The organism is Aequorivita sublithincola DSM 14238 (assembly GCF_000265385.1).
Lineage (GTDB): Bacteria > Bacteroidota > Bacteroidia > Flavobacteriales > Flavobacteriaceae > Aequorivita > Aequorivita sublithincola.
This window is the reverse complement of record NC_018013.1, coordinates 1,014,966-1,035,630: the sequence shown is the minus strand read 5'-3', so window position 1 is coordinate 1,035,630 and position 20,665 is coordinate 1,014,966. Positions and strand designations below refer to the sequence as shown.

The window sequence follows — 20,665 nt, the reverse complement described above, 5'->3', positions numbered from 1 at the left end:
ATATGAAGAAGAACAACTAGCCTTCAAATCTATTATTTTCAATACTTTTGCGGTATAAAATTGCATCGCATTGAGCGTTTTCAAAAAACTTTTCAAACAGACTTTTATTTACGGTTTAGCCACAATTCTGCCACGAATTTTGGCAGTAATCCTCGTGCCTCTTTACACCACAGTAATGCTTCCCGAAGAATACGGTATTTACTCCACATTGATGGCGTACCTTATTCTTGGAAATGTGTTGCTTTCCTACGGAATGGAAACGGCTTTTTTTAGGTTTGTTACCAAGGATTCTTTACAGCAAAAAATAGTGCAGTCCACTACCATAACTTCTTTGACGGTTTCCACCTTAATTTTCTTGGGAATTACGCTGCTCTTCACAAATTACATCGCAGAAGTTTCAGAATTTAGACCCGAATATGTAACCTATGGTCTTTTAATTTTAGCCTTGGACGCTTTGGTTGTACTGCCTTTTGTTTGGTTTCGCGTGAATGAAAAACCGATGAGATATGCTGTAGTCAAAATTTTGAATGTAGTAATAAATCTCGCTTTTAATCTATTTTTTCTTTTACTACTTCCGAAACTTGCTGAAACTAGTAGTTATTGGAACTCCTTTTGGTTCCCCGAAAACAAAGTGGCTTATATTTTCATTGCGAATTTGATTGCAAGTGCGGTAACGCTTTTGATGTTGCTTCCACTTTATGTGAAAATTGGTTTCGGCTTCAGCAAAACAATCTGGAAACAGATGATGAAATATGCTCTTCCTGTGCTTATTGCAGGAATCGCTTTCAGTATAAATGAAGCCTTTGATAGAATTCTTCTTAAATATTTATTACCCGAAAATGTAGCTGAGGTTCAAGTTGGACTTTATTCCGCCTGCTACAAACTGGGAATGTTTATGACGCTTTTCGTAATGGCTTTCCGTTTGGGGATAGAACCTTTCTTCTTCAACCATTCCGATCACGCTAATGCAAAGAATACATACGCTACAATTACCAAATATTTCACTCTTTTTGGATGTTTAATCCTTTTGGTAGTAGTTGTATATATAGATGTTTTCAAACGAATTTTAATTCCAAATAGTCAATATTGGGAAGCTTTGAAAATTGTTCCACTTATACTGTTGGCAAACTTATTTCTAGGAATTTACCACAACCTTTCAGTTTGGTATAAAGTTACCGACCGTACAAAATACGGTGCCTATATTTCAGTTTTTGCAGCCATTGTAACGTTAGTACTTAATTTTGTTCTGATTCCGATGATAGGTTATATGGGTTCGGCAATTGCAACACTTGCGGCTTATGGCAGTATGATGGTGCTTTCGTATCTTTACGGACGAAAGTACTATGACGTGCCTTATGAAGTAAAAAAAATAAGTGGTTATTTGTTGATGGCTATCGGCTTTTCAGCAATTTCCTATTATGCTTTCGAAGGAAACATTTGGATAGGAACAGCGTTATTAGTGGTATTTATAGGGATTATGTTCTATTCTGAAAAGAATGAATTTTTAAAAATTCTAAAAAAATAGCTTCGGGCTTCGGTACAATCCCGATGAAAAATCGGGATCACTCAGCCAACTCAGCTTTGGATTAATATTTAAAAAATAGAATGATTTTATTTCAACTAAAAAAATGATAGAAATAATATGAAAAATACACTTGTTCTTCTCATTTTATTGGCACTTGTATCGTGCAATAATTCAAAAAAGGAAACACAGACTAATTTGGACCAACAGTCTGATTTTGAAGTTGAATACTTAGAAGGCTATTTTCCGAAAAATGACATAGAATTTGATGCTGAGGTAAAAGCACTAGTAATAGCTAATCAAACGGATTTTGATAAATACTTCGGAATTGCCCAAACAATGAATAACAAAGTTCCTGCAATTGATTTTGAAAAAAACAAAGTTGCAGCAATAATTAGTGCGCCAAGTGATAAAAAACAACAAATAGTTATCACTGGTACAGATTTGAAAAACAATAAGTTAATAGTAAAATATAAGCTGAAAGTTGGAGAAGACGCTCAATCTTTCACTTCCACAGACCAGAAAATGTTTCCGATACCAAAATCGGTTTATGCCGTAGATTTTGTAATTGATAGGGACGATTCAAAAACCAATAAAAAGCAGTAGCCTTGAAAGTTAAAATTATAAATAAATCCAACCATCCATTACCTTCTTACGAAACAATCGCTTCCGCAGGAATGGACTTAAGAGCAAATGTTGAAGGTCCTTCAACTTTAAAACCTTTACAGCGCGCCATCGTAAAAACAGGGTTTTTTATTGAATTGCCCATCGGTTACGAAGCACAAGTTCGTCCAAGAAGTGGCTTGGCTGCAAAAAAAGGAATCACAGTTCTAAATTCTCCAGGAACCATAGATGCCGATTATCGTGGAGAAATTGGTGTGATTTTAGTAAACCTTTCCAACGAAGATTTCACCATTGAACACGGCGAGCGCATAGCCCAATTAGTAATAGCAAAACACGAACGTGCTGTTTGGGAAGAAGTTGAGGAGTTGAGCGATACTTCTCGTGGAGAAGGTGGTTTTGGGAGTACTGGAACGAAATAATTGTAGGTACGCGATTTATCGCGTTCATTTAAAACAAAAAAATTAACATGAAAATAATAGTGCCAATGGCAGGCCGCGGAAGCCGTCTTCGCCCACATAGTTTAACAGTCCCAAAACCATTAATTCCAGTTGCCGGAAAACCAATTGTGCACCGTTTGGTTGAAGACATCGTCGGCGTTTTAAATGAAGAAATTGATGAAATCGCCTTCATTCTAGGCGATCCAGCGTTTTTTGGAGATGAAGTAGTGGAAAGTTTAAAAGCACTAGCAACAAATTTAGGCGCAAAACCTACCATTTACCGTCAATTAGACCCAAAAGGAACTGGCCACGCTATTATGTGTGCCAAAGATTCACTTTCTGGTCCTGCGGTAATAGCTTATGCAGATACTTTAATTCGTGCAGATTTTGATTTAGATAAAGATGCAGACGCCGTAATTTGGACTAAAAAAGTAAAAAATCCTGAAGCTTATGGCGTTGTAAACCTTAACGAAAATAACGAAATTATCGAGCTTGTTGAAAAGCCAGAAAAATATGTAAGTGACCAAGCCGTTATTGGTATTTACTATTTCAAGGATGTTTCACAATTGAAAAAAGAACTACAATATGTGTTGGACAACAACATCATAAACGGCGGCGAATATCAAATTAACGACGGCATCAAAAGGATGATGGCTGCCGGAAAAATTTTCAAAACAGGGACAGTGGACGAATGGATGGACTGCGGAAATAAAGAGGTTACCGTGGAAACCAATCAAAGAATGTTAGGATTTCTTGCCGAAGCAAAGACGAAGTTAATTGCTGAAAATATAACGAACGACAATTCAAAAATTATTGAACCGTGTTTTATCGGTGAAAATGTAATTCTGAAAAATAGCACTGTTGGTCCTTACGCTTCCATTGGCAAAGGCACGATAATTGAGAATAGTACCGTGAAAAACAGTATAATTCAGACCAATTCAAAAATCAAAAACGCAAATTTGGACAACGCAATGATTGGTAATTACGCTACTTTTGATGGCAAGTTTACCAATGTGAGTATTGGCGATTATTCCGAATTAAAATAACCCATTCCTGCGTAGGCAGGAATCTCATAATTTGAAAACAAAACCTTTATATACTTTTCTTCTCTTCTTCGGAATCCTTCTTCCGAAGCTCCTCCACGCCCAAGAAATAAAAACCGATTCCATTCAAAACCCAATGGATCAATTGGGTGATGTAACCGATGCTTTTCAGGAAAACTTTTTTGAAGCCCTAAAGCAGAAAGCAATAGAAAATTATGAACTGGCTCTCACAGCCCTCAATAAAGCTGAAAAAGCTGCTAAAAGCAATGAAAACAAAGCTGTGGTATATTTTGAAATGGGTAAAAATTTCGCCTATTTAAAACAATACGCCCTAGCTGAAGAAAGTTTCAATAAAGTCTTGAAAAGTGAAGGCGATAGGCCCGATGTTTTGGAACAATTCTACGATTTGTATTATCAACAAAAAGAGTACGAGAAATCAATTCCACTGGTTAAAAAGCTGATTCCTTTTGATGAAGATTACAAGGAAGACCTAACAAACCTCTACGTCCTCACGAAACAATACGACAAAGCTCTAGCCGAGTTGGATGAGCTGGATGGTCTTTGGGGCGAAAGCGATATTCGCAATGCGTTACGAGCACAAATTTACCGGGCGACTGGAAATACCGAGGGCGCCATTGAAAATCTGGAACAAAAAATAGACGACAACCCTAAAAACGAAAAGGAACATTTAAACCTGATTTTCCTTTACAGCGAACAGGGCAACAAAGAAAAAGCGTTTGAAGCCGCAAAAAACCTCTTGAAAAACAATCCAAAATCACAGTTGGTGCATTTGGCACTTTACAAGTTTTATTTAGATGAAGGAAATGCTCCCGAAGCAATAAAATCTATGAGAATCGTGTTTGCTTCAGAGGAAGTTGACAAAGAAACAAAATATAAAGTCTTGGCAGATTTTATTCAATATGTAAATGAAAACCCGCAATACGAAACCGATTTAACAGGAATTGTAAACGAGTTTTCGGTTGAAAATGGTCGCGTATATGAAAAGCTTGGCGATTATTACGCCGCCAAAGACAGAAAAGAAGATGCGCTTAATGCTTATGAAAAAGGGATTGCGAAAGATCCAGACAATTATAATCTTTTAAAAAATACATTATTGTTTCAAATTGAATTCAAAAAATATGAAGCTGCAGCAAAATTGAGTTTCGAAGGATTGGAGATTTTTCCAGCGCAAGCCCTTTTGTATTTGTTGAATGGTGTTGCAAATAATGGACTTCAGAACAGTGAACTAGCAATTGAAAGTTTAGAAACTGGCTTAGATTTTATTTTGGATGATCCAAAAATGGAAAAGGATTTTTACACCCAACTTAGTCTTGCATACACCGTGAAAGGTGATGTGAAAAAAGCCAAAATGTATGCTGATAAAGCCGCAGCAACCAAAATGCCCAATTAATTTTATGAAACTGAAACCTTATTACTTATTGTTATTAGTATTCCTCGCATCTTGCGGTGGCGCCAAAAATATTTCAGATGTTGAAAAATCTTCTGCCAAGGAAGTAATTTCGGCACACAAAGCTGCTTCGCCAGAGTTTAAAACCTTAGCGGGCCGCGTGCAATTGGTTTACGAAACCGATGAAAAATTGCAAAGCATTACCGTAAGCCTTCGGATGGAAAAAGATAAAAACATTTGGATAAAAGCATCACTTTTAGGAATCACCATCGCCAAAGTTTTGATAACTCCAACAAGTGTAAGCTATTACGAAACCATTGGAAGGACCTATTTTGAAGGCGATTTCGCTCTTTTAGGAGATTGGATTGGCACTCCAATTAACTTTCAGCAAGCGCAGAATATGCTTTTGGGGCAGTCTATTTTCACCTTAAATCCTTCGGAATATTCTTCCGCTGTTTTTCAGAATAAATTCAAAATTCAACCTAAGGAACAACCTCAAAATTTTATACATTCGCTTTTCTTAAACCCTGAAAATTTCAAAATTGCTTCGGAAACCCTATCTCAACCAAAAGACGATCGTTTGCTGAGCATTCGTTATGGTGATTATCAAAAAATTGACGGGCAGTTTTATCCTTCAAATATTATGATAAATACTTCAGAAAAAGGTTCGAATACTAAAATTGATTTAACTTTTAAAAAAATAGATTTGAATGTAGATGTTAGTTTTCCATTTGACATTCCTGGGGGCTATGAAAAAATTGATCTTAACTAAATGAAGCATTTTCGCACATACATTTTTTTATTCATCTGTTTAATTACTGTTTCAACTGGTTCCGCTCAAGTTGACAAGCAGAAGGAGCTGGAGGAAAAACGGCAGGCTATTTTATCAGAAATTAAGCAGATAAATTCGCTGCTGTTCAAAACAAAAAAGGAGGAAAAATCTGTGCTTTCTCAAGTTCAGGATTTGAATCAGCGCATTACGGCTTCAGAAAATTTAATTCGTGTTACCAACCAGCAAGCCAATTTGCTTACGCGAAATATCAATGACAACATCAATAAAATAAGTGCCCTTCGTGAAGAGCTAAAGGTAATGAAAGCTGATTATGCTGCGATGATTCAAAAATCATACAAAAGTAAAAATCAGCAAAGCCGAATTATGTTTTTGCTTTCTTCCCAAGATTTTTTGCAGGCATACAAGCGTATTCAATATATGAAACAGTATGCCAAGTTCAGAAAGAAACAAGGAGAAGGCATAAAAGCAAAAACGGAAGAATTGCAAAAGTTGAATTCTGATTTAATTACCCAGAAAAAAACCAAGCAAAAACTAATTTCTGAAAACGAAGTTGCAAAAACTAAACTCACGGAGGAACGCAAAGATCAACACGCTTTGGTAGCTACTTTAAAGAAGGACGAAGGCAAGTTCACCACTCAAATTAGGGACAAGCAAAAACAGGCGGACGCGATAGATAGACAAATTGATGCCCTAATTAAGGCTGCTATTGAAGAAGCAAACAGAATAGCTAGAGAGAAAGCACTTGCAGCAGCCAAAGCAAAAGCCATTGCAGAAGCTAAGGCAAAAGGCACAGCAGTTCCTGATATAATTCCAGAGGTTGAGAAAAAACCAGCAAAGACAGAGGAGTTTGCCTTAACGGCAGAAGACAAAGCCCTTGCCGCCAGTTTTGCAAGTAACAAAGGAAAACTACCGTGGCCTGTTGAAAAAGGAATGGTCGTTAAAAGCTTTGGAACACACCAACACCCACAATTTCCGAATGTTACTACAAATAGTAGTGGAGTGGAAATAGCAACTGCAGATAACGCCGATGTGCGCTCCATTTTTGAAGGACAGGTATTGTCCATCCAACTAATAAAAGGAGCAAACAAAGTAGTTATTATACAGCACGGAGACTATTTATCTGTTTATAGTAATATGGCTACAGTATCTGTAAAAACAGGTGATAAAGTTTCTACAAAACAAAAAATAGGAACCGTTGCAAAAAGTCCGACGGAAGGAAAAACGGTTTTAAAATTCTATATCTATCAAAACAAGACAAAAATAAATCCGGCGGATTGGATTTATAGGATGTAAAGTAATTTATAGTGGGTAGCGGTTAGTGGTTAGTTGTTGCGCGTTAAAAAAGCTGCTTCATCGTTTTTCTTTTAATGGAAATTACTCACTTACAACAATTATTATAAAACCGAAAGAGGCTGATTTATTTCAGTCTCTTTCGGTTTTATAATATAGTTTTAGAAACAATTCAGTGTCATTATATACTAGTGCGTTTCATTGAAAAAAGGTTAAAAAAATTAAGAAATTTTGTTAAAAGGGGGAAAACCCCTTATAAAAAACAGGGTTTTCCTTGTTTTTTTGCTTAAAACTTTAGCATATCTTTATGATATTAACTAACTTTAATCGACGAAATCATGAAAACGCTACTATACATACTCATATTCAACCTTAGCGCAATATCTTTTGCCCAAGATCCTCAACTTTTTGAAAATGGATGGTATCTGCAAAAATTAATTATAAATGGACAAGATTATTTTCCGCCCAATAATAGTGAAATACAGGATGTTACCTTGGGCATTTTAGAAAATCCATATTATATTCGAACGCTTGCATGTTCATCAATTGCTTCAGAAATTTCCGTGATAGATAATGAATCGTTCCAAGTAATGGGTTTTGCCATAATCCCAGGTGATTGTATTTTACCTGAAACAATTGATTTTCAGCAACACTATTTCGATGATTTTTTTCATTTGCAAGTGCCCCACAACTTTAACTATCTAGTTGAACCTGGAGCGAACAACACCAAAATCCTTACGTTAACCAATGAAGATAATTATCAAGCAATATATGGTAACCAACCTTTGGCAACACAGGATTTTAAATTAAATTCCATTTCAATTTTTCCAAATCCTGTTAACAGCGAACTGTTTATAAATTCAAAAAACAGCGTTGGAAATCTAATCCTAAAAATCTTCAACATAGAAGGAAAACTTCTAAGTACTCAAAATTTAGAATTTGAAAAACAGGCTGCCGTTAATGTTTCAAACCTTTCCAGCGGGATTTATTTTTTAAATATTGAAGATGAAAATGGTAACACTACCGTTAAAAAGTTTATAAAACAATAGCTTATGAAAACCTTAATATACATACTCATATTCAATCTTACCGCAATATCTTTTGCTCAAGACCCTCAACTTTTTGAAAATACTTGGTACTTACAAAATGTTATTATTAATGGTCAAGATAATTTCCCGCCAAATAACAGTGAGGTAAATAATATTCCATTAGATATTTCTATTAATCAATTTTCCACTCAAGTTTGTGCTCCATTACTAGCTACTGTTATCGAATTTAGTACAGTAGAAAATACTTTTAGTGTTATAGAGTTCATTCAGTTTGGTACAGACTGCATAGATCAAGATAATCAGCAATATCAAATTCTTTATTTTAATGCCTTTTTCAATGCGCAACAAGTACCAGGACTCTTTGACTACCAAATTGAAGTAGGAACTAATACTAAAAGTTTAACCATAACAAATAAAGATGGTAATCAAGCTATTTATGGCGACGCCCCATTAAGTGTTAGTGAATTACAGAATTACAGGTTCTCAATTTTTCCAAATCCTGTAAAAAACGAACTCTTTTTAAATTCAAAAAACAACGTCGGAAACCTAAACCTTAAAATCTTCAACATTGAAGGAAAACTTATAAGTACTCAAACTTTGGACTTTGAAAAAGAAACTACCGTTAATGTATCAAATCTTTCCAGCGGTATTTACTTTTTAAATATTGAAGATGAAAAAGGAAATTCAACAGTTAAAAAGTTTATAAAAGAATAAGACAAATTCACCTATTCACCTATTCACATACTAAAAAACTCACATTTAATCCTTAAAACCCAAAACTATGGCATCAAAATCAGAAGTAGGCCATGCTAAAAATGTAGCGAACTTCCAAGACCTCATCGTCTTTGTAGAAGGCTATGGCCCAAGTTACAACCCATCAAAAAATAATTTAACCGCAACACAACTCACAGTCCTGCACACCACAGCAACCACCAGTCTCCAAAATGTAATTAACCAAAACACAGCATATAATGATGCCATAAATAGCAGAGTAGAAGCTTTTGCTAACTTACGTCATTTTAGCACCCGTCTTGTTAATGCCTTAGAGGCAACAAACGCAAGCCAAGAAAAAATAGACGATGCAAAAGGCTTCAACCGAAAGTTGCAGGGGCAACGAGCCTCAAAAAAAGAAGAAGAATCCCAAGATCCAAATCAACCTGCTCCTAAAAAAATTAGCACCAGCCAGCAGTCATATGATCAGCTAATCCAGCACTTTGAGGGTCTTATATCGGTCTTAAGTACAGAACCAAGTTACGCCCCAAACGAAACCGAATTGCAAATAGCAACCCTTGAAATTAAGGCTCAGGATCTAAGGGTCAAAAACAACCAAGTTGCCACAGCATATACCGCCGTCAGCAACGCGCGTCTGGAAAGAAATAGAATCATTTACAATGATAACACAGGTCTGGTTGATACCGCCCTAGACGTAAAAAAATACGTCAAGTCTGTTTTCGGAGCCACCAGTCCAGAATACAATCAAATAAAAAGCATAAAATTTAAGAACGAAAAAGATTAAACTTGCTACAGCGCAAGCAATATATGGTTCCAAAGCACAGCTACAAAATAGAATGTTTATTCTTTTAGCAACCTCTTTTTATATACTAGCTGCAACTTTTATACATATCGCTTCTGTTTTAACAATTGTCGCAAGCGCTTTAACTAATATAGCTTACACTTTTTAACTAATGGCGACCGCATTAACAAATCTTGCGGTCGCCATTTATAGTTTCACGTCCACTTTAACAATTATTCGGGTAGCGTTAACAATTATCCTTTCCGCATTAACAAATCTTTCATCCGCATTTACAATACAACATTCCGCTTTCTTCCATAAAACTAAATAAAATTCGTGCATTCGTGGTAATCAAACCCCACAAAAAAAAGAGGCTGAAAATTAATTCAGCCTCTTTCTGTTTAAAATAGTTGTAAAAGCTTACGCTAAAGAAACTCTCTTAAAGCCAACAACTTCAACATCACCATACGATTTTACGTAATCTGCAACATTCTTTTTGTCGTCTTTAATGAAGTTTTGGTCAAGCAATGCTTTTTCGTGATCCATTGTAGTGTTATCACTAATGAAACGCTCAATTTTTCCTGGAAGGATTTTGTCCCAGATTTGCTCTGGTTTGCCTTCAGCTTTCAATTCAGCTTTTGCATCCGCTTCAGCTTGAGCCATAATTTCTGGCGTTAATTGTGCTCTAGAAATGTATTTTGGTACGTTTTTAAGTGTTTTACCCAAACGACCCAACTCGATGTTATCTTTTTCAATAACAGCGATTCTTGCCTCAGTTTCTGAAGCTACGAAATCTGCGTCAAAATCTTTGTAAGAAAGCGTAGAAGCACCCATAGATGCAACTTGCATAGAAACGTCTTTTGTTAATTCCTCAGCATTGTCAACTTTTTTAGAAAGACCTGTTAAGGCAGCAATTTTGTTAACGTGAACGTAAGAACCTACAAATGGAGCTTCCAATATTTCGAAACCACCAATTTCTATTTTCTCGCCAATAACACCTGTTTGTTCTGTTAGTTTTTCAGCAATAGTCATTCCACCGAAATCTGAAGCCAAAAATTCTTCTTTTGAAGATGTTTTCAAAGCAACTTCGGCCATTTTATTTGCCATTTCTACATAAGAGTCGTTTTTTGCAACGAAATCTGTCTCACAGTTTAATGAAATAGCCACACCTTTTGTGTTATCGCTATTCACTAAAGCCGTTGCAACACCTTCGCTTGAATCGCGGTCTGCTCTTTTTTCAGCAATTTTTTGTCCTTTTTTTCTAAGGATCGAGATTGCTTCTTCCATGTTGCCTTCTGCTTCTACTAATGCCTTTTTACAGTCCATCATTCCAGCTCCGGTAGCTTGTCTAAGTTTATTTACTTCTGCGGCTGTTATGTTTGCCATTGTTATAAAATTTTAAGTTTAATATTAAAAAAGTCGTTCAAATTATTTTCAATGAAGAAAAGAACCAAACGACTTTTACTTTTAAAGATATCGTTGTTATTATTCTTCTTCTTTAAGAACTTCTTTTTTCGATTTCTGACGTACAGGCTCTTGAGCCTCTTTCATATCTTTTACGTCTTCTTCGTCTGTTGAAGGAACTTCAGCTTTTTCTTTCTTAGCTGGTCTTGCTTCTTTGTCTTTTCTAGGCGCTTTCGCCTTTTTCTCCATTCCTTCTTCATCATCGCTATCGTCTCCTCCAGATTTTCTTTCTGAAAGACCTTCAATAACAGCTTCTGAAACAAAACTCATAATTGCTTCAATAGATTTTGAAGCATCATCGTTTGATGGAATTGTGTAATCAATAACACGTGGGTCACTGTTAGTATCTACCATTGCGAAGATTGGAATGTTCAATTTTAATGCTTCAGCAACTGCAATGTGCTCACGAGTTGTATCTACAACAAAAAGTGCTGCAGGAAGACGGCTCATATCTGAAATAGAACCTAAGTTCTTTTCCAATTTAGCACGAAGACGATCTACTGCCAAACGCTCTTTCTTTGAAAGAGTCATGAAAGTACCATCTTGCTTCATTCTATCAATAGTAGCCATTTTCTTAACGGCTTTACGGATAGTTACAAAGTTGGTTAGCATACCACCAGGCCACCTTTCTGTGATGTAGGGCATGTTTGCAGCTTTCGCTTTTTCAGCAACTATGTCTTTTGCTTGTTTTTTGGTAGCTACAAAAAGAATTTTGCGACCACTAGCTGAAATTTTCTTAAGGGCTTCAGTAGCCTCTTCAATCTTTGCAGCAGTTTTGTATAGGTTGATAATGTGGATCCCGTTGCGCTCCATATAGATATACGGTGCCATGTTCGGGTTCCATTTACGGGTTAGGTGGCCAAAATGCACACCTGCTTCTAATAAGTCTTTTACGACTACTTTTTTTGCCATTTTTGTTTTAGTTTACGTTCTGTGAAAGGATAGCAACCGCTTCGAAATATGAATTTGGTTTAGATGCTAAACTAACACCCGAATTTTTCGGGTTAACAGCTTAATTATTAATAATGAATATGAACTTTTCAACTGTAATTGGGCATCCCAAGTGGAATACCCAATCGAGTTGAGTATCGTAATTTTCAACAAACGCTCAAAACTAAGGTTACTGAGCGAAGTCGAAATATTAACGTTTAGAGAATTGGAATTTCTTACGAGCTTTCTTCTGTCCGAATTTCTTACGCTCTACCATTCTTGGATCTCTTGTAAGTAAACCTTCTGGCTTTAAGATTCCACGATTTTCGTCATTCAATGTACACATAGCTCTAGAAATTGCAAGACGAATAGCTTCTGCTTGTCCTGTAATTCCACCGCCGAATACGTTTACTGTAATGTCGAAAGTAGTTTCGTTTTCTGTAAGTACTAAAGGTTGTTTTACTTTATACTGAAGTGTTCCAGTAGGAAAGTAATTTTCAAACTCACGCTTGTTGATTGTGATGTTTCCTTTACCTTCTTTAAGGTAAACACGTGCAACAGCGGTTTTTCTTCTGCCTATTTTGTGAATTGTCTCCATTACTTGTTGTCGTTAAAGTTTATAGCTCTAGGTTTTTGTGCTTCCTGTCCGTGGTTTGCATCTGCATACACTTTTAGGTTTCTGAACAATTCTGCGCCCAATTTATTTTTTGGAAGCATTCCTTTTACAGCTTTTTCAACAAGTCTTGAAGGGTCTTTTTTGTACAATTCTGTAGCTGTAAGGCTACGTTGTCCACCAGGATATCCTGTGTGGCGAATGTAGGTTTTGTCGGCCCATTTGTTACCAGTAAGGTTTATGTTACTAGCATTAATAATAATTACGTTGTCACCGCAATCTACGTGAGGGGTGAAACTTGGTTTGTGCTTACCGCGAAGTACTTTAGCAACTTCGCTTGCAAGACGACCCAATGTTTGCCCGTCCGCATCTACCAGTAACCATTCTTTTACAACGGTTGCCTTATTGGCAGATACTGTTTTGTAACTTAATGTATCCATTTAGTCTTTGTCAATTGTTAATAATTCATTGTTTTCTCACCCTTTAACAAAACGAATTTTGTCTAAGAGGGGTGCAAATGTAATGTTATTTATTTGAAAAGCAAGGGGTGGGAAATATATTTTATTATGAAAATAGACGTAAGACCGTCCCGAAGTCTCGGGACTGAAAGACATAAGACATAAGACTTATAATAATTCAGTATTATGAATTCAGAATTATTTTTGAAATTGATTTTATATTGGTTCAAAAGAGAATAATTTGAGAAGCCAAGTTTTCAACTTCAACTTCAATTTCAGTTTCGATTTCAACCTTATTCCAAAGTCAAAATCAAATCATCTTTCATAACCATTGTTCCTGGTTTTAATGAAACGGATTTAATCTTTCCGGCTTTATTTGCCGTTATTGTGGTTTCCATTTTCATCGCTTCAATAATGAAAAGATGGTCGTTCTTCTTAATTGCCTGACCTTTTTTTACTAAAATTTTATACAAACTTCCTTGTAATGGTGCGCCGTATTGGTTAGCATCCTGCGAATCTGTCTTAACGTGAACTTCTTTTTCAATCTTTATAGATTTGTCTTTAATTTCCACAAAACGGTTTTCGCCATTTACGGAAAAGAAAACAATACGCACTCCGTCTTCATTCGGAATTCCGATAGAAAGCAGTTTTACAATAATAGATTTTCCGGGTTCTAACTCAATGATGGCTTCTTCCTGAAGTTTCATTCCATAGAAGAAGTTTTCCGAAGCAAGTATGGCAAGATTTCCATATTGTTTATATTTTTCGTGAGCATCTTCAAAAACTCTTGGGTATAAACTATAGGAAAGAAAATCTTCAAATTCTATAGGTCGCGTAAATCCTTGTTGAAATTTTTTGCTGAAAACTTTAAATTCTGAATCGAAATCTATCGGTTCCAAATGTGCATTTGGTCTGTCCGTATAAGCTTCGTTGTTTTTCAAAATTATCTTTTGAAGTTCCTTTGGAAAGCCGCCCATTGGTTGTCCTAAATCTCCTTTAAAGAAATTGATTACAGATTCGGGGAACGAAATATCCTCCCCGCGCTTCATAACATCATCTGGATAGAGATTGTTGGTAACCATAAAAATGGCCATATCGCCCACTACTTTTGAGCTTGGAGTAACTTTTACCAAGTTTCCAAACATCTTGTTTACGAGCGCGTACATTTTTTTAACTTCATCAAAACGGTCGCCTAAACCAAGTGCTTCGGCTTGAGGACGTAAATTTGAATATTGCCCACCGGGAATTTCGTGTTGATACACTTCCGCGGTTCCAGCTTTTAAACCAGATTCAAACGGATAGTACTTTTCGCGAACGTCTTCCCAATAGTTTGAAAATTCATTCAATTTATTAATGTCGAATTTGTTTTCACGCGGTTGGTTGCGCATCATTTCAACAATTGAGTTGAAATTGGGTTGCGACGTTAGCCCAGAAAGTCCGCCTAAAGCCACATCAACCACGTCAACTCCGGCTTCAATGGCCTTTAAATAAGTAGCAGATTGAATTGAAGAAGTATCGTGTGTATGAAGGTGTAAAGGAATTTTAACCGTATCCTTCAATGCTAAAACTAACTCTGAAGCAGCGTAAGGTTTCAATAGACCTGCCATATCTTTAATGGCAATCATATGTGCGCCTGCGTTTTCGAGATCTTTTGCTAGTTGGGTGTAATACTTTAAAGTGTATTTAGTTTCCTTTGGATCAAGTATATCTCCTGTGTAGCTGATTGCAACTTCAGCAATCCCGCCTGTTTTGTTGCGAACGTAATTGATACTTGGTTCCATTGCTTTTACCCAGTTTAATGAATCGAATATTCTGAAAATATCAATTCCATTTTCCCATGAAGTTTCAATAAATTTTTCAATTAAATTATCGGGATATGCTTTGTAGCCAACACCATTGGAACCACGAATTAACATCTGGAAAAGTATGTTCGGCATTAACTTGCGAAGCTCACGTAAACGCGTCCAAGGACTTTCGTTTAAGAAACGCATACAAACGTCAAAAGTGGCACCGCCCCACATTTCTATACTAAAAGTATTGGGATGGTTTTTGGCGAAACTTTCAGCGACCTCAAGCATATCATAAGTTCGCATTCTTGTTGCGAGTAGTGATTGATGGGCATCACGGATGGTTGTATCTGTATAGTGAATCTTTTTTTCATCCTTAAGCCACGCGCAGAACTTTTCTGGGCCCAATTCGGTTAAGAGATCTTTTGTGCCTTTCGGATATTTTGAGTCTACATCGAACTTTGGAATTTTAGGGGTTCTAAAGATTTTATTTTTGTCGAATGTTTTTACGTCTGGATTTCCGTTTACAATTACTTCACCTAAATAATTTACAATTTTTGAAGTTCTATCCTGCGGAAGTTTTATGTCAAATAAAGATGGGGTATTCGCTATAAAATTAACGGTAGCCTTTCCATCTCTAAAGGTTTCATTCGTAATAACATTGTGAAGAAAATGGATATTGGTTTTTACGCCCCGAATACGAAACTCCCTTAAAGCACGAACCATTTTTCGAACGGCGCCGTCTAAAGTGCGACCGTGAGCCGAAACTTTTACAAGCATAGAATCGAAAAAAGGACTAACGCTGTAAGACTGATAAATACTACCTTCATCTAATCTAATCCCCATTCCCGAAGCGCTTCGATATGTAGTAATAGTACCGTAATCTGGTGTGAAATTATTTTCAGGGTCTTCCGTAGTTAAGCGACATTGCATTGCAAAACCGTAAGTAGCGAGTGTATCCTGATCGTAAATTTTTATCTGTCTGTCTGAAAGTTTATAGCCTCCCGCTACAAAAATCTGGGTTTTTATAAGGTCAATTCCCGTTACCATTTCGGTAACGGTGTGTTCAACTTGTATTCGAGGGTTTACTTCGATGAAGAATACATTATCTTCCTTATCAACTAAAAATTCTACCGTTCCAACATTGTTATATTGCACTTCTTCAGCAATTTGGATGGCGTATTTATAAAGTTCTTCTTTTACTTTTTTAGAAACATTAAAAGATGGTGCAACTTCAACCACTTTTTGGTGGCGGCGTTGTACTGAACAATCCCGCTCAAATAAATGACGAATATTACCGTGATTATCTGCTACAATCTGAACTTCCAAATGTTTTGGATCTTCCACATATTTTTCTAAAAACATAGTGTCATCGCCAAATGCGTTGAGGGATTCACTTCGTGCAGATTCAAAATTATTTTTAAGATCATCTGCGGTTCTTATGATTCGCATTCCGCGTCCGCCGCCACCTGAAGCTGCTTTGAGCATTAAAGGATAACCAATAGTTTTAGCTTCAGAAAGGGCGATTTTTAAATCATCAAGTTTTTTGGTGTTACTTTTTATAATAGGAACATTGCATTTTTCAGCAATCTTTTTCGCAGTAATTTTATCGCCAAGAGAATCCATTACTTTTGGGTCTGGGCCTATAAAAATGATTCCGTTTTTGGCACAATTTCGAGCAAATTCTGAGTTTTCAGATAAAAATCCATATCCAGGATGTATGGCATCTACATTTTTCGATTTTGCCAAAGCAATGATTGCGTTGCCATCTAAATACGGTTTTAAAGGTTGGTCGTTTTCACCTATTTGGTAGGATTCATCTGCCTTGTATCGATGTTGCGAATAGCGGTCTTCATAGGTATAAATGGCGACTGTTTTTAAATTAATTTCTGCACAGGCACGTAAAACCCGTATTGCAATTTCGCCGCGATTGGCAACTAACACCTTCTTAATATTCATTGTAGTTGATTTTTGAATTTGTACTTAGCTCGCTAAAGGTAATAAATACGATGCACGCATAAGATAGGATATTGAATATTTATTATTATTTCAGAATAGTTGTGAAACCTGGAAATACTATTTTAATTGATTTTGACGTAGGATTATAGGACTTGGGAATTAGGATAGCTTTTATTGCTAATTTGGACTTATAGTATTCTGATTAAAAAATAAAACACAAATTTTCATATTTCCTTTTTGTCTTACGTCCTTTAGTCCTATGTCCTTTAGGTTATGAGATTATATACGGATTTTCGCTTTGATAATTTCGGATAACAAAATCTAGCGCGCTTTTTAAAATTTCGCCCATATTTTTAGATTTTTTGAAGTTTACATCTCCCGTAAGATCTAAAAGACTCATCTTTAATTCTTTTATTTTTTCGGGTGGTGCGATGTTGTCATCACGCATGCAATCTATCAATTCCTTTAAACGGTTTTTTGCACTTGTCGCTCTTTTGGCGAGTAGGGAGCGTTCTTCGTTTTTATATTGTTCTATGGAAGCTTCCTGCAGCAATTCCATCGTCATAGTTACAAGCTTATTGTTTTCTTTCAAAAACTGGGGTTTGTAGACCTTTACATTGCCTTCATAGCTTTGCTGGTCAAAATCTATTGCGCGAATTCGGTATTGGATTCGATCAAAATCGTGGGTTAGCACCATTACATAATTATAGGAACGCATATCGCCCAATAACCGCACAAAGCAGCGTTCGTTGAATTTAACAAACTCCTTGGCGATTTCCATTTTGTCTCTATCTGAACATGTATCGAGATTGTTTTCAATAAAATCGTCTCCAGGAATGCCAGAAATGTGCTCTTCTATAACGGTATTACCGTGTACCAAAAAGGTGATGTGGTTAGGAGAAAGTAAGTGTTCTAATTCTAAACCATAAATTCGAGAGGCATCAGCCTTTTTTATGTAGAGGAAAATGTAATTGTCGTTTAATATATTTCGCACTTTAATTCTAAAAGGTTTGGAATTGCCAAAAGTGCAAAAATCGATGCTGTCTATGTTTATGTATGGCAGTAAAGTATCGCTTCCGTCGGAATGTAGTATTGAATACATTCGCTTTAAACTTTGGTTTATTTCTTCGGTTTCAAATTCTGAATAGTAAACGCTTACCCACAATGTATCGTTTCCGTTTTTGTCATAAACATTTACAGAGCCCTGAAAGCGCAGCAAATCGTCATAATAAATAGGAATTTTAATGTTTCTACCGTTACGGGTAAGGTATTTTGAAAGCGCTTCGGTAATAGGGTAGGCGGGTTTCTTTTTTGAAATAAGTTTGCTCATAGACCAATTGAATTGGCTTTAAAGATAAAGGTTTTAAAGGCAGACTTAAGACCGCTGCGCTGAAAGACTTAAGACATAAGACAAATAATTCAGAATTCTTTAGTTTCAACTTCAACTCCGATTTCAGTTTCAACTTTTTAGATTACTGAGCGAAGTCGAAGTATCGATTTCTCCCTTTATTCTTTAATAAACTTTTTCAAAGCCACATTTTTTCCAGAATACAGCTGAATATAATAAACTCCTGTAGCCAAACTTGAAACATCTACGGTTGGGGAAACGATATTAATATCCAGTTGTAAAACTTTACTGCCTGCCATTGTATAAATGTTTACTTGGTTTATGGTTTGGTCTTGGGTGTTGAGTTGTAATGTGTTTTTTGCGGGGTTTGGGTATAGGGTTATTGTGGAGGTGAAGGGGTTTTCTTCGAGACCTAACGTGGCAGCGTGTTTTATGATCCAGAAATCAATGTCTCCCCGAGAATCTTCGGATTTATCACCAGAAATGTTTGAGGGTGAATATCCGCCGAGCATATAGCTACCATCGATTAATTGAAGAACTACATCTAATCTCTCGCTTGCGCTACCTCCTAACGTATTTTGCCATTCAATAATTCCTTGTGGATTTATTTTTACAATCCAATAATCCAATTCTCCTTTCGAATTTTGGGTTTTATCGCCTGAAATATCGGAGATCGAATAGCCTCCAACCATATATCCACCATCGAGTGTTTGAATTACCGAAAAGGGACCATCCAAGGAATTACCACCAATTGTATTTTGCCACTCAATCTCCCCTAGATTATTAAGCTTTAATACCCAATAATCAAACCCTCCTTGAGAATTTTCAGTTTTGTCACCCGAAACATTAGAATCTGAGCCACCAGCCACAATATATCCATTGTCTGAAGTAGCTGCAATTCTGGGGTACCAGTCATTACCATTTCCCCAAATAACTTTGTCCCAGAGCAGTGTTCCGGTACTATTAATTTTAGTTACCCAAAAATTAGTACCGTTTAATGTGCTACTAAATATATATCCGCCGTCCGATGTTGCGACTAAATTATGCAGAGTCTGTCCATTCCCCATATACCCATATGCTTTTTGCCAAATTATACTTCCTATAGCATTAATTTTCAAAATCCAAACATCAGGATCTCCAATTGCTGATACTGTTTTATCGCCTGATATTCCAGAACTTGAATATCCGCCTAATATATAAGTGCCATCAGGATTTTGTAGAATTGAAAGTAAACTATCAGAACTATTTCCTCCCAAGGTTTTCTGCCATTCTATTTCACCTGACACACTCAATTTTAAAACCCAATAATCAAATCCACCTCTTGATACTTCGGATTTATCACCAGAAATGCCAGATTTCGATAAACCTCCTAATAGAAAACCTCCGTCTAGTGTTTGAATAATCGAGTACAGTTTGTCATCATTATTTCCTCCAATGGTTTTTTGCCATTCAATGTTTCCTTCAGCGTTAAGCTTTATAACCCAATAATCATTTCCGCCTTTAGAATTCTCGCTCTTTTCTCCAGAAATATCTGATTTTGAATGTCCTCCAACTAAAAAGCCACCATCGGTGGTTGTTATCATTGTATGTAGATTATCTTCCCCGCTCCCCCCAATAGTCCGTTGCCAAAGAATGTTCGGGTCTTGGGCATAAATAGCGAAAGTGCAAAGTAATATGGCTAAAAGTGTAATTAATTTCTTCATAAAATAGGATTTGAAATTATATGTTTTTCAATGCGCAAAATACATAATTCCCAAAGTGGAAAACAAAAAAGTTAATATTTTCTTAAAATTATAAACCGTTAAAACCGTGGTAAAAACCCTTAACCCTTTAATAAAATAATAGTTCTTAATTTCCGAAAGGCCTTAATTTGAAGTTCTAACAAGTAAACTATATAAATATGAAAAAGTTAATGAGTATTTTATTTATTGCAGTTTTTTTCGCATCTTGTTCATCAGACGATGATAATGATGCTGTAGAATCGAGCATAGTTGGGGCTTGGACACTTAAAGAAGCGAATGTTGAAAACCCTATGGACATTAATGGTGATGGAACTGCAGACCCAAATTTTATGAATGAAGTTCCATGTTTTGTCGGCACACTTTCCTTTACTGGTGATGGAATTTATGCACAAACATTCAGTAATTTAATTGTAGAGGAAGTAAATGGAGAGATTTCTGTTGAATGTGATGGAACAGTTGCCTCAACTGGAACGTATTCGTTAAATGGAGACCAACTTACAGTTACTACAACTGGCCCAGACCCCACGACCGAAACCCGAACCATAGACTTGAATGGCAATACTTTGAAAGGTTCAATTCAACTTGGCGATTTTGGAAATGTTGAATTGGTCTACAATCGAAACTAAGCTGAGATTAAAAGGGTGTTTTTTGAAAAAACACTCTTTTTTATTGAATTAAATATTAC

The 20,665-nt window shown here is 36.2% G+C and carries 18 protein-coding genes; 11 read left to right on the top strand and 7 right to left on the bottom strand.

The genetic code is table 11. The features are described 5' to 3' along the window. Positions 1 to 70 precede the first annotated feature (70 nt). The 10 genes from AEQSU_RS04850 (at position 71) to AEQSU_RS04805 (ending at position 9,682) form a co-directional block, all read left to right on the top strand. A complete protein-coding gene (locus AEQSU_RS04850; protein ID WP_014781742.1) occupies positions 71 to 1,525 on the top strand; it encodes an oligosaccharide flippase family protein in 1,455 nt (484 codons plus the stop codon). A gap of 117 nt (positions 1,526 to 1,642) precedes the next feature. Beyond that, positions 1,643 to 2,128, top strand: coding sequence for a hypothetical protein (locus AEQSU_RS04845; protein WP_014781741.1), 486 nt, complete (start codon positions 1,643 to 1,645; stop codon positions 2,126 to 2,128). 2 nt (positions 2,129 to 2,130) lie between these two features. Next, positions 2,131 to 2,565: a dUTP diphosphatase gene (gene dut / locus AEQSU_RS04840; RefSeq protein WP_014781740.1), complete on the top strand. Its 435-nt coding sequence runs from the start codon at positions 2,131 to 2,133 to the stop codon at positions 2,563 to 2,565. Between the two features lie 47 nt (positions 2,566 to 2,612). Next, entirely contained in the window at positions 2,613 to 3,629 is a 1,017-nt protein-coding gene (locus AEQSU_RS04835; protein ID WP_014781739.1) for a sugar phosphate nucleotidyltransferase, read from the top strand. 31 nt (positions 3,630 to 3,660) lie between these two features. Further along, positions 3,661 to 5,037 carry a tetratricopeptide repeat protein gene (locus AEQSU_RS04830; RefSeq protein ID WP_042491647.1) on the top strand — a complete coding sequence of 459 codons (1,377 nt, stop codon included), beginning with the start codon at positions 3,661 to 3,663 and terminating at the stop codon, positions 5,035 to 5,037. A gap of 4 nt (positions 5,038 to 5,041) precedes the next feature. After that, positions 5,042 to 5,806 (top strand): lipoprotein insertase outer membrane protein LolB1, encoded by a 765-nt coding sequence (gene lolB1, locus AEQSU_RS04825; protein ID WP_014781737.1) that lies wholly within the window; start codon positions 5,042 to 5,044, stop codon positions 5,804 to 5,806. After that, complete coding sequence (locus AEQSU_RS04820; RefSeq protein ID WP_014781736.1) at positions 5,807 to 7,120, top strand: murein hydrolase activator EnvC family protein; 1,314 nt, start codon at positions 5,807 to 5,809, stop codon at positions 7,118 to 7,120. 335 nt (positions 7,121 to 7,455) lie between these two features. Then, a complete protein-coding gene (locus tag AEQSU_RS04815) occupies positions 7,456 to 8,166 on the top strand; it encodes a T9SS type A sorting domain-containing protein (protein ID WP_014781735.1) in 711 nt (236 codons plus the stop codon). Positions 8,167 to 8,169: 3 nt separating this feature from the next. After that, positions 8,170 to 8,880 carry a T9SS type A sorting domain-containing protein gene (locus AEQSU_RS04810; protein ID WP_014781734.1) on the top strand — a complete coding sequence of 237 codons (711 nt, stop codon included), beginning with the start codon at positions 8,170 to 8,172 and terminating at the stop codon, positions 8,878 to 8,880. 67 nt (positions 8,881 to 8,947) lie between these two features. Then, on the top strand, positions 8,948 to 9,682 hold the full coding sequence (locus AEQSU_RS04805; protein WP_014781733.1) for a hypothetical protein: 735 nt from the start codon (positions 8,948 to 8,950) through the stop codon (positions 9,680 to 9,682). Positions 9,683 to 10,099: 417 nt separating this feature from the next. Here the strand turns inward: AEQSU_RS04805 and tsf are convergent, their stop codons facing one another. The 7 genes from tsf to AEQSU_RS04770 form a co-directional block, all read right to left on the bottom strand. Continuing rightward, positions 10,100 to 11,065 (bottom strand): translation elongation factor Ts, encoded by a 966-nt coding sequence (gene tsf / locus AEQSU_RS04800; protein ID WP_014781732.1) that lies wholly within the window; start codon positions 11,063 to 11,065, stop codon positions 10,100 to 10,102. 99 nt (positions 11,066 to 11,164) lie between these two features. Further along, positions 11,165 to 12,055 (bottom strand): 30S ribosomal protein S2, encoded by an 891-nt coding sequence (gene rpsB, locus AEQSU_RS04795; protein ID WP_014781731.1) that lies wholly within the window; start codon positions 12,053 to 12,055, stop codon positions 11,165 to 11,167. 229 nt (positions 12,056 to 12,284) lie between these two features. Then, positions 12,285 to 12,671, bottom strand: a complete 387-nt coding sequence (rpsI, locus tag AEQSU_RS04790) for a 30S ribosomal protein S9 (protein ID WP_014781730.1) — start codon at positions 12,669 to 12,671, stop codon at positions 12,285 to 12,287. Further along, on the bottom strand, positions 12,671 to 13,126 hold the full coding sequence (rplM, locus tag AEQSU_RS04785) for a 50S ribosomal protein L13 (RefSeq protein ID WP_014781729.1): 456 nt from the start codon (positions 13,124 to 13,126) through the stop codon (positions 12,671 to 12,673). Before rplM ends, rpsI begins: the two co-directional genes overlap by 1 nt. 311 nt (positions 13,127 to 13,437) lie before the next feature. Next, complete coding sequence (locus AEQSU_RS04780) at positions 13,438 to 16,890, bottom strand: pyruvate carboxylase (RefSeq protein ID WP_014781728.1); 3,453 nt, start codon at positions 16,888 to 16,890, stop codon at positions 13,438 to 13,440. Between the two features lie 271 nt (positions 16,891 to 17,161). After that, positions 17,162 to 18,220: a hypothetical protein gene (locus AEQSU_RS04775; RefSeq protein ID WP_014781727.1), complete on the bottom strand. Its 1,059-nt coding sequence runs from the start codon at positions 18,218 to 18,220 to the stop codon at positions 17,162 to 17,164. A gap of 176 nt (positions 18,221 to 18,396) precedes the next feature. Then, entirely contained in the window at positions 18,397 to 19,941 is a 1,545-nt protein-coding gene (locus AEQSU_RS04770) for a T9SS type A sorting domain-containing protein (RefSeq protein ID WP_014781726.1), read from the bottom strand. Between the two features lie 197 nt (positions 19,942 to 20,138). Here AEQSU_RS04770 and AEQSU_RS04765 point away from each other — a divergent pair, with 197 nt between their 5' ends. Continuing rightward, entirely contained in the window at positions 20,139 to 20,606 is a 468-nt protein-coding gene (locus AEQSU_RS04765; protein WP_014781725.1) for a lipocalin family protein, read from the top strand. The last annotated feature ends 59 nt before the right edge of the window (positions 20,607 to 20,665 follow it).